Source organism: Micromonospora sp. NPDC005979 (assembly GCF_040614415.1).
Taxonomy (GTDB): domain Bacteria; phylum Actinomycetota; class Actinomycetes; order Mycobacteriales; family Micromonosporaceae; genus Micromonospora.
In genome coordinates this window covers 181,320-196,051 of the sequence record NZ_JBEXUR010000003.1, presented here as the reverse complement: position 1 = coordinate 196,051, position 14,732 = coordinate 181,320, and the positions used below count along the sequence as shown (strand labels likewise).

Below are 14,732 nucleotides of genomic sequence, written 5' to 3'. Positions count from 1 at the left end.
TCCTTCGCGACTGCGGGGCCCGCAAGCCCGGCTCACTCCTCGCGCTCACGACTGCTCCAGGACGTGCGCGCGGTAGAAGGCCCAGGCGTCGCCGACCATGTCGTGCAGGGTGGGCTTGCGCGGCACCCAACCCAGCTCGTCGCGGGCCAGCGCGGACGAGGCGACCAGTTCGGCCGGGTCGCCCTCGCGGCGCGGCGCCACCTCGACCGGGAGCTGGTGGCCGGTGACCTCGCGGACCACGTCGACCACTTGGCGGTTGGTGAAGCCGTTTCCGTTGCCGAGGTTGTAGATGCGGTGCTGGCCCGCGCTGGCGGCGTCCAGCGCGAGCAGGTGCGCGCGGGCGAGGTCGGCGACGTGGATGTAGTCGCGTACGCAGGTGCCGTCCACGGTCGGGTAGTCGTCGCCGAAGAGTTGGAGCTTCTCCCGCCGGCCGGCCGCGACCTCCAGGGCGATCGGGATGAGGTGTGTCTCCGGGTCGTGCCGCTCGCCGAGCGCGACGTCGCCGGCGAGGTGCGCTCCGGCCACGTTGAAGTAGCGCAGGGACACGGCGGCCAGCCCGTGTGCGGCGGCCTCGGAGGTGAGCGCCATGTCGACCGCGAGCTTGGTGGCGCCGTACGTGTTGGTGGGCGCCTTGACCGCGGTCTCGGTGATCGGCAGCTCGGTGGGGTTGCCGTAGACGGCGGCGGTGGAGGAGAAGACCATCCGGGGCACCCGGGCGGCCCGGACCGCGTTGATCAGGGCGAGCGTGCCGACCGTGTTGTTCTCCCAGTACAGCTCGGGTTTCACCATCGACTCGCCGGCGGCGATGAGGGCGGCGAAGTGCAGCACCCCGTCGAAGCCGGCGTCGGGGGTGAGGACCCGGGCGGCGTCGTGAATGGACGCCTCGACGTGCGTCGCGTCCGGGGCGAGCGCCTCGCGGTGACCGGTGCGCAGGTCGTCCAGGACCACGACCTGGTGGCCGGCGTCGAGCAGCATCCGGGTCACCACGCTGCCGATGAAGCCGGCACCCCCGGTGACGAGCAGTTTCACGTCGTTGCCTCCTGCCTGGCCCGCCGGGACGTGGCCCTTGGTGATCACCCTACGGCGGCGCTCGGGAGCGGTGTGGATCGCGCCGTACGCCATTCCATCATAATCTCTCACGTTTAAACAGAGCCGAACATCTCCGGTGCGGTGGGCACCCGGTGTCTACCATCTCTTTCATGCGGGAAGCAGCCCGTTCCGGGCTCCGGCGGCGGGTGCGGAAACGGTCCCGCCGTGACCCCGGGCCGCTCGCGCGGGCCGTCGCCCGGATGCTGGTGCGCACCGCCGACGGCGCGACCCGCCTCGTCACCGATCTGCTCGGTACCGGCCCGGCGGCCGGCCGGGAACGCATCTCCGAGGCCGAGCTACGGGACCTCGTGGCGGTCAACACGGTGCTCGACCCGGACGAGCGGCGGATCATCGACGAGGTGCTGGTGGCCGGGGCGAGCCTCGTCCGCGAAGTGATGATGCCCCGCACCGAGGTGGTCTTCCTGCCGGCCCGGCTGACCATCGCCGAGGCCGCCCGGCTGGTACGGGCCGAGACGCACTCCCGTTACCCGGTCACCGACGGCACCCAGGACGACGTGGTCGGGTTCGTGCACCTGCGGGACGTGCTGCTCCGCCCGGACGCCGACCCCTGCGCCACCGTGGGCGAGCTGACCCGCGAGGTCAAGCAGGTGCCGGGGAGCAAGCGGGTCCTGGCCGCGCTGACCGAGATGCGCCGGGAAGGGCACCACCTGGCGGTGGTGGTCGACGAGTACGGCGGAACCGCCGGCATCGTCACCCTGGAGGACCTGATCGAGGAACTCGTCGGAGAGATCCACGACGGGTACGGCAGGCCGCCCGAACCGAGCCACGCCGGCCTGCCGGCCGTGGTCGACGGCCGGCTCAACCTCGCCGACTTCGCCGAGCGGACCGGTGTGGCGCTCCCCGCCGGTCCGTACGAGACCGTCGGCGGGTACGTGATGGCCGTCCTGGGCCGCCTGCCGCTGACCGGCGACGAGGTGCCGGTGCCCGGCGAGTCGCTGGACGGCGGCGGGCCCGATCCGGCGGCGCCGGCCGACGGTTGGCTGCTGCGCGTACTGGCCCTGGACGGACGCCGGGTCGCCCGGCTCGCGGTGACGGCGGCCCGGATGCCGGAGCAGCGGCGCGATCCCGCCGTCGGCCATCAGCGCGAGGCGGACCGGGGCGCGGGACAGCAGCGGGGCACCGCGGTCGGGCCGGGCCCACGGCCGGGGACGGGCGGGCCACGCGAGGTCAGCGCCCCGACACCGGCTGGCCGGGGCCGACGCGCCGGCCCGTCATGACGGCTCCGCATGCTTGCTGACAGAATTATCGTCATGCCCGACGTTCCCGAGCGACCCCGCGTCTTCTCCGGCATCCAGCCGACGGCCGACTCGTTCCACCTCGGCAACTACCTGGGAGCCGTGCGGCACTGGGTGGCCCTGCAGGACACCCACGACGCGTTCTACTGCGTGGTGGACCTGCACGCGATCACCGCCGGTCACGATCCGGCGGTGCTGCGCCAGCGGACCAGGGTGGCGGCCGCCCAGCTCTTCGCGGTCGGTATCGATCCGGACCGCAGCACCCTGTTCGTACAGTCGCAGGTGCCCGAGCACCCGCAGTTGGCCTGGGTGCTCGGCTGCATCACCGGGTTCGGCGAGGCCAGCCGGATGACCCAGTTCAAGGACAAGTCCCAGAAGCAGGGCAACGAGCGGGCCAGCGTCGGGCTGTTCACCTACCCGGTCCTGCAGGCCGCCGACATCCTGCTCTACCAGGCCAACGCGGTGCCGGTCGGCGAGGACCAGCGTCAGCACCTGGAACTCTCCCGCGACCTGGCCCAGCGGTTCAACTCGCTGTTCGGCGCGACGTTCACGATCCCCGCGCCGCACATCGTCAAGGACACCGCGAAGATCACCGACCTGCAGGACCCGACGGCCAAGATGTCCAAGTCGTCGTCCTCGCCGGCCGGCATCATCGACCTGCTGGAAGACCCGGCCCGCTCGGCGAAGAAGATCCGCTCCGCGGTGACCGACACCGGTCGGGAGATCGTCTTCGACGCCGAGACCAAGCCGGGCGTGTCCAACCTGTTGACCATCTACTCGGCGCTCAGCGGGCGTGGCATCGACGACCTGGTGTCCGCGTTCGCGGGTCGCGGCTACGGCGACCTCAAGAAGGAGCTGGCCGATCAGGTGGCGGAGTTCGTCCGTCCCATCCAGGAGCGCACGCGCACGTACCTCGACGACCCCGCCCAACTGGACAAGCTGCTCGCGGCCGGCGCGGAGAAGGCCCGGTCCGTGGCCGGCGAGACGCTGCGGTCCGCGTACGAGCGGGTCGGTTTCTTCCCGCCGGTGCGCGGCGAATAGCGCTGCGGGGACGGGTGGGCGAGTCGGTGGCCGACGTGGCGGCACGGAGCGTGGATCGCAGTGGCGGGGTGCCACCGTCGGGCGACACCGTGCAGATCGGCATCGCGGTGGACATCCCGGAGCCGTGGGGGGCGCAGCTCACCCGGCGACGGGTCGAGGCGGGTGATCCCCTCGCGGTGCCCGCGCACGTGACGCTGCTCGGTCCGACCGAGATCCCGACCGACGAGCTGCCCGGCATCGAGCGGCACCTCGCCACGGTGGCCGCCGCGCATCTGCCGTTCACGCTGCACCTGCGCGGGACCGGCACGTTCCGGCCGGTGACCCAGGTGGTGTTCGTCGCGGTGGCCGCCGGCATCAGCGAATGCGAGTTGCTGGCCGCGGCCATCGCGGCCGCGCCGGGCCTGCACCGCCAGACCCGCTTCCCGTACCATCCGCACGTCACCGTCGCGCATGACGTCGCTCCGGAGGCGTTGGACAAGGTGTACGAGGATCTGGCCGACTTCTCCGCGATGTTCGAGGTCGACGCGTTCACCCTGTTCTCGCACAGTGGGCCGGCCCGGTGGCAGCCCCGCCGGGACTTCCGCCTCGGCGACTGACGTTCGGCGGCGCGCCGGCTGGCGAGCGGTCTTGTACTGGTTGCCGGGACGGCGGCGGGAGATCGGCGAGGATGATCGCGTGAACGTGATCGGCCGGATCGAGGCGGGCATCGACCGCTGGGTGGGTGCCGCGCGGGCCCGGTCGGGCCTGTTCGACCACGTGTGGCGTGCCGGGACGCTCTACGCCGACGTGTTGGCAGGAAGGCTCGCCGCGGCGATCGCGTACTACGGCTTCTTCGCCGTCTTCGCTCTCGCTCTGGTCGCGTACTCCGTCTTCGGCGCGATCCTGGAGGACAACGACGAGGTCAGCGAGGCGGCGTCCGGGTTCCTGAAGGAGAACCTGCCGTTCCTGGACGCGCAGCAGATCGCGAACTCCAGCGGGACGGTCGGTGTGGTCGGCCTGGTCATCCTCGTGTTCACCGGCATCGGCTGGGTGGAGGCGATCCGCTCCTCGCAGCGGCTGATGTACGCGCTCAACCAGCAGCCCGGCAACCTCGTGGTCCGGCGGCTGGTCGACCTCGGGGTGATGATCGGCGTCTTCGTGCTGCTCGGCCTCTCGGTGGCGGCGGTGGACGCGTTGGAATCGCTGCTGCGCTTCCTGCTGCGCAGCACCGGGTCGGTCGGCCTGACCACCGTCAGCGCCGTCCTCAGCGTGCTGGTCAACGCGGTGCTCGCCACCGCGCTGCTGCTCGCGGTGCCCCGGCTGCGAATGAGCCGGTCCCGGCTGCGTCCGGTGGTGCTGCTGGTCGCGGTCGGCATCACGCTGCTCAACACGCTCGGGCGGTACTACGTGGTGCGCACCGAGCGAAACCCGGCGTACACCGTGGTGGCCGGCGCGGTCGGTCTGCTGCTCTACCTCTACCTGCTGAACCAACTGGTGCTGTTCGGCGCGGCGCTGCTCGCGACCAGCCGGAGTGGGCGCGTGGTAGACCTGGCGGAGGGCGCTCCCGCGGTGGATGTCGACGAGGACACCGACCCCGGCGCTCCGGGCGGTGCGGGGTGAGGGTGGAGATGTCCGACGTGCTGATCACCGTCGACCAGGACTCGCCGGTGCCGCCGTACGAGCAGATCCGTGTGCAGCTCGCCGAGCTGATCGGCGACGGCCGGTTGCCGGTGGGCAACCGCCTGCCCACCGTCCGGCAGCTCGCGGCCGACCTGCGACTGGCCGCGAACACGGTGGCGCGGGCCTACCGGGAGCTGGAGGCGGCCGGCCTGTTGCAGACCCGGGGACGCAACGGCACCTTCGTCGCGCCCGGGAGGGACGACGCCGTCGACCGGCTGCACCGGGTCGCCGTCGAGTACGCCGCCGAGGCGCGGCGGCTCGGCGTGTCCCCGGACCGTGCGGTCGCTCTCGTGCGGGCCGCCCTGGACGCCACCCGACACGACTGAGCCGACCGGTCTCTCATCGGCCGCCGGACGGGCGGTAACTGAACAGAACGCCACCGGCGCTCACGTTCGCGGACCATGATGAGCCCGTGGGCGCACTCATGACACTGGACCTGCCGGCCGACTCGCCGATGCTCGGCCTGCCGTGGATCATCACCTTCGGGCCGCTCGGTGACCTGGACGAGTGGGAGCCGGTGGTCTGCGGGCCGTACGAGCGGCCGCACGCGTTGGCGTTGGCCGAGGCGGTGGTGGCCGAGGAACAGTTGATGGCAGTGGTGGAACCGCTGCTGCCGGCGCTGTCGGCCGACGAGATCCGCAGCGAGATCGCCGCCGCCCAGGTGGCCGCCGAGGACGAGGCCCGGCAGGTCGAGGGGGCCGACCTGTACGGGGACTTCGAGGACGTGATCGACGAGGAGTTGGACGCGGCAGCCGACGAGGCGGGTCACGGCGAGCCCGCCGAGCCGCCGGACGAGGCCGAGGTGCGTGCCGGCTTCACCCGGATCGCGGCGCTGCTCACCGCGAAGTGACCCGACCGTCGGTCGGGGGCCCGGGGCCGGAGCGCACCACGGGCGTCACACGAACACCGGCGCCGCGCGGAATCCGTTCCGCGTGGCGCCGGTGCACCTCACCCCCCACCACAAGGGGCCGGCAAGCCCAGTCGCCCGTTGGCGCGGGGCACGACGGACGACCGGGTCGAGATTGGCTTACCCGCTCAGCGCCGTTCGAACCAGGCGGCCGCGTCGACGGGCAGCAGTTGGTCGGTGAGCGGCGCGCTCGCCACGACGGGCGGGCCGTACCCGTCGACCGCCACGGGCGCCGCGCTGAGGTTGACGACGCAGGTCAGCACGGTGTCACCCGCGCTGCGGGAGAACGCCAACACGCCCGGCTCGGTCTGTGACCAGGTGACCTCGCCGGCGTCCGCGGCCAGCGCCGGATGCTCGCGGCGGATGCGCAGGGCCGCCCGGTACAGCTCCAGCGTCGAGCCCGGGGTGCCGGCCTGCGTGTCGACCGACAGGGCGCGCCAGGTCGCCGGGGCGGGCAGCCAGCTCAGCTCGCTGCCGGCCGGGCCGAAGCCGTACGGCGCCAGCTCTCCGCTCCACGGAATCGGCACCCGGCAGCCGTCGCGGCTCTCCCCGGTACGCAGGAACGCCGGATCCTGCCGTAGCTCGTCGGGGAGGTCGAGAACCTCGGGCAGGCCCAACTCCTCACCCTGGTAGAGGTAGGCGGAGCCGGGGAGCGCGAGCATCAACAGACTGGCGGCGCGCGCCCGGCGCAGTCCGTCGGGGCCGTCACCGTAGCGGGTGACGTGTCGCTGCTTGTCGTGGTTGGACAGCACCCAGGTGGTGGGCCCGCCGACCACCGTCGCTTCGGCGAGCGCGGTGTCGATCACCTTGCGGAACGAGTCGGCCGACCAGGTGGCGTCGAGGAAGTCGAAGCTGAACGCCTGGTGCAGCTCGTCCGGGCCGATGTAGCGGGCCAGTCGCTGTGGCGTCTCGGCCCACGCCTCGGCCACCGCCATCCGACCGCCCGGGTAGCTGTCCAGGATGGGCCGCCACGCACGGTAGATCTCGTGCACCTCGTCCTGGTCGAAGTACGGCAGCCGCGCCCTGCCGAGCAGGTCGACCTGGCGCTGCCCGGTCGTCGCCGTGCTGAAGCCAACGTCCGGCAGCCCTTCGGCCTTGATCATGCCGTGGGCCACGTCGACGCGGAAGCCGTCCACGCCCCGGTCCAGCCAGAACCGCAGCACGTCCTCGAACTCGGCGCGAACCTCCGGGTGCCGCCAGTTCAGGTCCGGCTGGGCCGGGTCGAACAGGTGCAGGTACCACTGGCCGTCGGCGACCCGGGTCCAGGCGGGGCCGCCGAAGATGCTCTCCCAGTCGTTGGGGGGCAGTTCGCCGTGCGCGCCCTTGCCGTCGGCGAAGAGGTAGCGGGCCCGCTCGGGCGACCCCGGACCGGCGGCGAGTGCGTCGACGAACCAGCGGTGCGCGCTGGACGTGTGGTTGGGCACCAGGTCGACGATGATCCGCAGGCCGAGGGCGTGTGCGTCGGTGGTCATCGCGTCGAAGTCGGCGAGCGTGCCGAACATCTCATCGACGTCCCGGTAGTCGGCGACGTCGTACCCGCCGTCGACCATCGGGGAGGTGTAGAAGGGGGTCAGCCAGAGCGCGTCCACCCCGAGGTCGCGCAGGTACGGCAGACGCTCGCGGATGCCCTCCAGGTCGCCGACGCCGTCACCGTTGCTGTCGGCGAAGCTGCGCACGTAGACCTGGTAGACGACCGCGGAGCGCCACCAGTCGTCGTCGGCGCGGGGCAGGGTGGTGGTGCTGACGGTCATTGGTGATGTTTCCCCGTCTGTCTCAGGCTCGGGCGCGGCTGTGTGAGCAATATGCCGCCCGCCTTTGCAAGAGTCAAGCAGATCTTGCGTAAGGAAACCGCACGGCGGCCGGGGCCACTGCGGTGGAGCCGCGGACGACCAGTTCGGGTCGGAACAGGTACTCGGAGTGCGGGGCGCCGTGCCCGTTGATCTCGTCCACCAGGGCCCGGACCGCGGCCACCGCCATCGCGGTCACCGGTTGCCGCACGGTGGTCAGCGGCGGGTCGGTGAAGGCCATCAGCGGCGAGTCGTCGTAGCCAACCACCGAGAGGTCGCCCGGAACGGACAGGCCGCGTTGCCGGGCCGCCCGCACCGCGCCGAGCGCCATGAGGTCGGAGCCGCAGACCAGTCCGGTGACGCCACGGTCGAGCAGCCGGCCGGCCGCCGCCTCGCCACCCTCCACACCGAACAGCGTCAGCTCGGCCAGGGGGGCGAGATCGGCCTCGGCGATGCCGGCCAGCCGGGTCATCGCCGCCCGCCAGCCGGCCACCCTGCGCCGCACCGGCACGAACCGGTCCGGGCCGGTGATCAGGCCGATCCGCCGGTGCCCGAGGGCGACGAGGTGGGCCACCGCCAGGTCGGCGGCCTCCCGGTCGTCGCAGGAGACGAAGGGCGCCGCGACGTCGGGGACGTATCCATTGATCATCACGACCGGCAGCGGTCGGGCGATCAATGCCCGGTAGCGGTCGTGGTTGGCGGCGGTGTCGGCGTGCCGGCCGGAGACGAAGACGATTCCGGAGACCTGCCGGTCCAGCAGCATCTCCACGTATTCGTCCTCGGTCACGCCGCCGGCGGTCTGGGTGCAGAGCACCGGGGTGAACCCACTCTGCGCCAGTGTCGACTCGATGACCTGCGCGAACGCCGGGAAGATCGGGTTGTCCAGCTCCGGCACCACCAGACCGACCAGGCCGGCGCTGCGCTTGCGCAGTCGCGCCGGTCGCTCGTAGCCGAGTACGTCGAGGGCGGTGAGAACGGCCTGTCGGGTCTCCGGTGCCACGCCGGGGCGGTCGTTGAGCACCCGCGACACCGTGGCCTCGCTGACTTCGGCCTGTTGGGCGATGTCGGACAGTCGAGCGCGCATGGCGGCACTTTAGCCCACCGGCAAGTTCTTGCGGGGCTCTCTGCAAGCCCTTCCATTGTCTGCAACGTCTTGCTAACGTCCCCGCAACATACGAGGGCGACAGCGCAATATCGCTGCGCCGATCAGCAAGAAATTCCAGCTTTCCACTGGCGGTTCCGTCCTTCCCCCGGCCGACCGCCATGACGACAGGAGTACCGATGCGCATCCGTACCGCGGGTGTGGTTGCCGTTCTCGGCCTGGCGCTCGCCGCCTCCGGCTGCGGTGGCGAGAGCGACGAGCCGGCCACGAAGGAAACCCCCACGGCAGCCGGCGGCAAACTGGTGATCTGGGCCGACGACAAGCGGACCGCGGCGCTCAAGCCGTTCGCCGAGAAGTTCGGCCAGGAGAACGGCGTCACCGTCGAGGTGCAGGCCGTCCCGAACGAGGACCTCCAGAACAACTTCGTCACCGTGTCGAGCCAGGGCGGCGGTCCGGACGTGGTGATCGGCGCGCACGACTGGATCGGCAACCTGGTCCAGAACGGCGCCATCGATCCGGTGCAGCTGCCCGCCGAACAGAAGGCCGCCTTCAGCGAGAGCGCCGTCAAGGCCGTCACGTTCAACGGCCAGCTCTACGGCGTGCCCTACGCCCAGGAGAACCTGGCGCTGATCCGCAACACCGACCTGGCCCCCGAGGCCCCGAAGACGATCGAGGACCTGGTCGCCACCGGCAAGCAGCTCAAGGCGCAGAAGAAGGTCACCGAGACGCTCTGCCTCCAGGTCGGACAGAAGGGCGACGCGTACCACATCTACCCGCTGTACGCCTCGGCCGGCGGTTACCTCTTCGGCACCACCGCGAACGGGGACTACGACCCGAAGGACCTCGGCGTCGGCAAGCCGGAGTCGATCGCCGCGTTCAAGAAGATCGCCGCGCTCGGCGAGAAGGGCGAGGGCGTGTTGAAGCGCTCCATCGCCGATACCAACGCGACCGCCACCTTCACCGGCAAGAAGTGCGCCTTCCTGATCTCCGGGCCGTGGGCCACCGCCGACGTGAAGAAGGCCGGCATCGCGTACGACATCTCCGCCGTACCCGGCTTCGCCGGCGGCAAGGCGGCCGCTCCGTTCATCGGCGTCCAGTCCTTCTACGTGGCCGCCAAGGGCAAGAACAAGGCGCTCGCCCAGGAGTTCGTCGTCAACCACGTCGCCAAGCCGGAGCTGGCGGTGGCGCTCTACCAGGCCGACCCGCGTCCGCCGGCGCTGACCGCCGCGCTGGACCAGGTCAAGGGCAGCGACCCGGACCTCGCCAAGTTCATCGAGGCCGGCAGGAACGGTCAGGTGCTCCCGGCCATCCCGGCCATGGCCGCGATCTGGGACCCGTTCGGCAAGGCGGAGGCCGCCGTCATCGGCGGCGCCGACCCCACCAGCACGGTCACCGCGGCCGGCCGGACGATCGCCGGTTCGATCAAGTAATGAGTACGCCGTCGTCCGGCCCGGGGACTGCCCAGCAGGCTCCGGGCCGGGGACCCGTGGGCACCGGGTCCCCGCGCACGTCCCGTACCGCGCGGAACCACGCGCCGATCACCGCAGCCGGCCTCGCCGCGAAGGTGATCCTGCTCGGCCTGGTGGCCGGGATCGCGATCTGGGCGGCGTTCCCGCTCGTGCAGGCCGAACAGTGGATCGGGCTGGCGGTGCTGGCGCTGACCACCGCCGCGCTGTTCTACCTGTACGCGGGCCGCCGGCACGTCCCGGCGAAGTACCTCGTCCCGGGCACGCTCCTCCTGATCGCCTTCCAGATCGTGCCGGTCCTCTACACCGCGAGCACGGCCTTCACCAACTTCGGCGACGGCCACCGGGGCAGCAAGGAGGACGCGATCGTCGCGATCCAGAGCAGTTCGGTGCGGCAGGTCGCGGGCGCCGCCCAGTACCCGATGTCCGTCGCCACGAAGGGCGACCCCGCCGCCGGCGCCCTGGTCTTCCTGGTCACCGACCCGGCGACCGGCACCGTCTCCGTCGGCGACAGCGGCGGTCTGCGTCCGCTCGACCCCGGCGCGGTCACCGTCGCCCCCGGTGGCAAGGTCACCGCGGCCGACGGCTACACCGTGCTGAACGTCGGCCAGGCCAGCGCCCGCAGCAGGGACATCACCGACCTGGTGGTGCCGACCGCCGGCGGCGCGCTGCGCTCGTCCGGCCTGTCTCGGGCGTACGAGGGCAGGGCCGTGCGGGCGTACGACGCGGGCTGCGACTGCGTCCGGGACAGTGAGAGCGGCCGGACCTGGACCGCGGACGGCGAGGCCGGCGTGTTCGTCGCCGCCGACGGCGAGCGCCTGGCCCAGGGGTGGAAGGTGAACGTCGGGCTGTCCAACTTCACCCGGGTACTCACCGACGAGCGGATCTCCGGGCCGTTCCTCGGCACGCTGGTCTGGAACTTCGCCTTCGCGATCGGCTCCACCGGCGGCACGTTCGTCCTCGGTCTGCTGATCGCGCTCGCGCTGCACTCGCCCCGGATGCGGGGCACCAACCTCTACCGGATGCTGCTGATCCTGCCGTACGCCATGCCGTCGTTCGCGATGCTGCTGGTCTGGCGGGACATGTTCAACACCGACTTCGGGCTGATCAACAACCTGTTCGGGCTCGGCGTCGACTGGTTCGGTCAGGACTGGACGGCCCGCGCCGCGGTGATCCTGGTGCAGCTCTGGCTCGGCTACCCGTACATGTTCCTGGTGGCCACCGGCGCGCTCCAGGCCATCCCGCGGGAGTTGACCGAGGCCACCTCGGTCGACGGGGCCTCACCCTGGCAGTCCTTCCGCGCGGTCACCCTGCCGCTGCTGCTGGTCGCGCTCTCGCCGCTGCTGATCTCGTCGTTCGCGTTCAACTTCAACAACTTCAACGCGATCTACCTGACCACCGAGGGTGCGCCGTTCCCGGCGGACAACCCCAGCAATGGCGCCACCGACCTGCTGATCACCTACACGTATCGGCTGGCGTTCGGTGGGCAGGCGGCACAGTTCGGCTTCGCCGCGGCGATCTCGCTGTTCATCTTCGCCATCGTCGCCGTGGTGTCGGCGATCAGCTTCCGGCGGACCCGTCAACAGGAGGAGGTGTACGCGTGACCACGCCCATCAACCCGAGACGGCGGAACCGTTGGTTCGCCCAGGTCGGTTGGCGGCACCTGGTCGGACTGCTCGGCGTGCTGTTCAGCCTCTTCCCGCTCGTGTTCGTCGTCTCGGCGGCGCTCAATCCGCTCGGCACCCTCTCGTCCACCGAGTTGGTGCCGACCGCCGGGGTGTCGTTCGAGAACTTCGGGGACCTGTTCGCGCGTACCGAGTTCGCCCACTGGTTCCTGAACTCGCTGCTCATCGCCGGCGGCGCCTCGTTCGCCTCGGTGTTCCTCTCGGCGCTCGCGGCGTACGCCTTCTCCCGGATGCGGTTCCAGGGTCGACGGGTGGGGCTGCTGTCGTTGCTGTTGATCCAGATGTTTCCGCAGTTCCTGGCGATCGTGGCGATCTTCCTGATCTTCGGCACGATCACCGACCTGTGGCCGGCCGTCGGCTTCAACACCCCGTGGGGCCTGCTGCTGCTCTACCTGGGTGGTGCGCTGGGGGTGAACACCTGGCTGATGAAGGGCTTCTTCGACACCCTGCCCCGGGAGCTGGACGAGTCCGCCACCGTGGACGGCGCGTCGCACGCGCAGGTCTTCTTCCGGATCATGCTGCCGTTGGTGGCGCCGATCCTCGCGGTGACCGGGCTGCTCGCCTTCATCAACACCATCAACGAGTTCCTGATGGCGAGCGTCTTCCTCACCGACACGGACGCCAAGACCCTCGCGGTCGGCATGCGGGGCATGTTGCAGGGCGCCGAGCGGAACACCAACTTCGGGATCTTCGCGGCCGGCACCCTGCTCACGGCGATCCCGACCGTGCTGGTGTTCCAGTTCCTCCAGCGCTTCATCGTCTCCGGCCTCACCTCCGGCGCGGTGAAGGGGTGAGCCCTTCGACGCGCCGATCGACCGACCCCACTACTACAAACTGTCGTTGATAGGGGAGGATGGGCGGCGTGGAAGCACTGCGACTCATCCTCCTCTATGTCCATCTGATCGGCTTCGCCCTGCTGCTCGGCGGCTCGATCGCCCAGTACGTCAGCGGGAAGCTGCGGATCAACCCCGCCATGCTCTGGGGCGCCGTGATCCAGTTGCTGACCGGTCTCGGGCTCTCCGCGCCCCTGCGCGGTGGCGGTGACGACGAGCCGAACCCGGCGAAACTTGTGACGAAGTTGGTGATCGCGCTGCTGATCTTCGTCATGGTCTTCTTCTCCCGTAAGCGGGACGTGGTCAACCGTGGCCACTTCCTCGCGATCGTCGGCCTGACCCTGGTGAACGCGGCGGTGGCGGTCTTTTGGCGGTAGCGTCCGAGGGGGGAACCGCACCCCGGAAACCGGACTTCGGCGACACCTGGGGGCTCGGTTAGCAGCACGAAGAGTGACGTGCCCCACGCAAGGGTTACACCCGGGTAACAGGCACTCAACAGTCGTGCACGATTGTCGGCCGGTGGGTGGGCGCGGGCGTACGCTCCCGTCCGTAACGTGGGACAGCCGGCGGCACACCCGCAGGTCGGCTGATGGGCTGCCACCGCACTAGGCGCGGTGTGCAATGGGAAGGAGACGTCTTGCGCTCGGTGCGTGGGATGCGGATCGCCTCGATCCTCGCGGCAGGTGGGCTCGTGCTCAGCGCCGCCGCGTGTGGCGAGGCCCCGGATGATGACAACAACGCCGGCAGTGGCGCCAAGAAGTTCAGCGCCTGCATGGTGACCGACGTCGGCGGCATCGACGACAAGTCGTTCAACACCTCGGCCTGGAAGGGCCTCCAGGAGGCCAAGGCCGCCAACGACAACATCGACATCAAGTACGTCGCGTCGAAGGCCGAGGCCGACTACGAGCCCAACCTGACGCAGTACGTCAACCAGAAGTGCGACTTCATCCTGGCGGTCGGTGGCCTGATGGCCAACGCCACCTCCAAGATCGCCAAGGCGAACCCGAACCAGCAGTTCGGCATCGTCGACGCCAAGCCGGGTGACGCCAACATCTACCCGATGCAGTTCGACACCGCCCAGGCCGCGTTCCAGGCCGGTTACCTCGCCGCCGGGATGAGCAAGTCCGGCAAGGTGGGCACCTACGGTGGTCTGCCGATCCCGCCGGTGACGATCTTCATGGACGGCTTCGTCGACGGCGTGGCGTACTACAACACCACCAAGAAGAAGAACGTCCAGGCGCTGGGCTGGAACAAGGAGACCCAGAAGGGCTCCTTCACCAACGACTTCGCCAAGCAGGACGAGGGCAAGAAGGTCTCCGACGCGCTGGTCGCCCAGGGCGCGGACATCATCATGCCGGTCGCCGGCGGCTCCGGCCTCGGCACCACCGCGGCGGCCAAGGCCTCGGGCGGTAAGTACAACACCATCTGGGTGGACGTCGACGGCTGCGAGAGCACCCCGGACTGCGCCGCGATCATCACCACCGTGGTGAAGAACATCCCGGAGGCCGTCAAGGAGGCCGTGGTCAAGGCCGCCGGTGGCGAGAAGCTGCAGGCCAACCCCGGCTTCGTCGGCACCCTGGCCAACACCGGTGTCTCGATCGCCCCGTACCACGACTTCGACGGCAAGGTTCCGGCCGAGCTGAAGTCCGAGGTCGACAAGATCAAGGCGGACATCGCCGCCGGCACCATCACCGTCACCTCGAAGGCTCAGCCGACCAAGTGACGTCCGGCGGACCTCTCCGGTGAGATCATCGGGGGGTCTGCGGGGCACAGGTACGACCGATCGGCCGCTTCGGCCCCGCGGGTGACCGTGGGGGTCGGGGCGGCCGATCGCGCACCGCGTCGGCCAGGCCGCTCCGGTCCGCTCGACGGCAGCTAGGCTGCACCATCGCTCGCACTCCAGGAGG

At 70.5% G+C, this 14,732-nt stretch carries 14 protein-coding genes; 11 read left to right on the top strand and 3 right to left on the bottom strand.

Features of this window, described 5'->3' with window-relative positions; all coding sequences use genetic code 11:
• Positions 1 to 45 precede the first annotated feature (45 nt).
• Positions 46 to 1,029, bottom strand: a complete 984-nt coding sequence (gene galE, locus ABZ272_RS07025; RefSeq protein ID WP_355049317.1) for a UDP-glucose 4-epimerase GalE — start codon at positions 1,027 to 1,029, stop codon at positions 46 to 48.
• A 170-nt stretch (positions 1,030 to 1,199) separates the two neighbouring features.
• Here galE and ABZ272_RS07020 point away from each other — a divergent pair, with 170 nt between their 5' ends.
• From ABZ272_RS07020 to ABZ272_RS06995, 6 genes are all read left to right on the top strand, one after another.
• Positions 1,200 to 2,327, top strand: coding sequence for a hemolysin family protein (locus ABZ272_RS07020; RefSeq protein WP_355048957.1), 1,128 nt, complete (start codon positions 1,200 to 1,202; stop codon positions 2,325 to 2,327).
• 33 nt (positions 2,328 to 2,360) lie between these two features.
• Positions 2,361 to 3,386: a tryptophan--tRNA ligase gene (trpS, locus tag ABZ272_RS07015; protein ID WP_355048956.1), complete on the top strand. Its 1,026-nt coding sequence runs from the start codon at positions 2,361 to 2,363 to the stop codon at positions 3,384 to 3,386.
• A 26-nt stretch (positions 3,387 to 3,412) separates the two neighbouring features.
• Complete coding sequence (locus ABZ272_RS07010) at positions 3,413 to 3,982, top strand: 2'-5' RNA ligase family protein (protein WP_355049316.1); 570 nt, start codon at positions 3,413 to 3,415, stop codon at positions 3,980 to 3,982.
• Between the two features lie 79 nt (positions 3,983 to 4,061).
• Positions 4,062 to 4,985, top strand: a complete 924-nt coding sequence (locus tag ABZ272_RS07005; protein WP_355048955.1) for a YhjD/YihY/BrkB family envelope integrity protein — start codon at positions 4,062 to 4,064, stop codon at positions 4,983 to 4,985.
• An 8-nt stretch (positions 4,986 to 4,993) separates the two neighbouring features.
• Positions 4,994 to 5,371, top strand: coding sequence for a GntR family transcriptional regulator (locus tag ABZ272_RS07000; protein ID WP_355048954.1), 378 nt, complete (start codon positions 4,994 to 4,996; stop codon positions 5,369 to 5,371).
• Between the two features lie 86 nt (positions 5,372 to 5,457).
• Positions 5,458 to 5,895, top strand: a complete 438-nt coding sequence (locus ABZ272_RS06995; RefSeq protein ID WP_089017805.1) for a hypothetical protein — start codon at positions 5,458 to 5,460, stop codon at positions 5,893 to 5,895.
• A 185-nt stretch (positions 5,896 to 6,080) separates the two neighbouring features.
• Here the strand turns inward: ABZ272_RS06995 and ABZ272_RS06990 are convergent, their stop codons facing one another.
• Complete coding sequence (locus tag ABZ272_RS06990) at positions 6,081 to 7,703, bottom strand: glycoside hydrolase family 13 protein (protein WP_355048953.1); 1,623 nt, start codon at positions 7,701 to 7,703, stop codon at positions 6,081 to 6,083.
• A 73-nt stretch (positions 7,704 to 7,776) separates the two neighbouring features.
• Positions 7,777 to 8,823, bottom strand: a complete 1,047-nt coding sequence (locus ABZ272_RS06985) for a LacI family DNA-binding transcriptional regulator (RefSeq protein ID WP_355048952.1) — start codon at positions 8,821 to 8,823, stop codon at positions 7,777 to 7,779.
• 197 nt (positions 8,824 to 9,020) lie between these two features.
• Here ABZ272_RS06985 and ABZ272_RS06980 point away from each other — a divergent pair, with 197 nt between their 5' ends.
• From ABZ272_RS06980 to ABZ272_RS06960, 5 genes are all read left to right on the top strand, one after another.
• Positions 9,021 to 10,271, top strand: a complete 1,251-nt coding sequence (locus ABZ272_RS06980; RefSeq protein ID WP_355048951.1) for a maltose ABC transporter substrate-binding protein — start codon at positions 9,021 to 9,023, stop codon at positions 10,269 to 10,271.
• On the top strand, positions 10,271 to 11,911 hold the full coding sequence (locus ABZ272_RS06975) for an ABC transporter permease subunit (protein WP_355048950.1): 1,641 nt from the start codon (positions 10,271 to 10,273) through the stop codon (positions 11,909 to 11,911). The genes ABZ272_RS06980 and ABZ272_RS06975 overlap by 1 nt, the downstream gene beginning before the upstream one ends.
• On the top strand, positions 11,908 to 12,786 hold the full coding sequence (locus ABZ272_RS06970; protein ID WP_355048949.1) for a sugar ABC transporter permease: 879 nt from the start codon (positions 11,908 to 11,910) through the stop codon (positions 12,784 to 12,786). Before ABZ272_RS06975 ends, ABZ272_RS06970 begins: the two co-directional genes overlap by 4 nt.
• Before the next feature lie 68 nt (positions 12,787 to 12,854).
• The gene (locus ABZ272_RS06965; protein WP_355048948.1) at positions 12,855 to 13,202 is read left to right on the top strand and encodes a hypothetical protein; all 348 of its coding nucleotides are present in this window, start codon (positions 12,855 to 12,857) and stop codon (positions 13,200 to 13,202) included.
• A 278-nt stretch (positions 13,203 to 13,480) separates the two neighbouring features.
• Positions 13,481 to 14,548 carry a BMP family ABC transporter substrate-binding protein gene (locus tag ABZ272_RS06960; RefSeq protein WP_355049315.1) on the top strand — a complete coding sequence of 356 codons (1,068 nt, stop codon included), beginning with the start codon at positions 13,481 to 13,483 and terminating at the stop codon, positions 14,546 to 14,548.
• Positions 14,549 to 14,732: the final 184 nt, after the last annotated feature.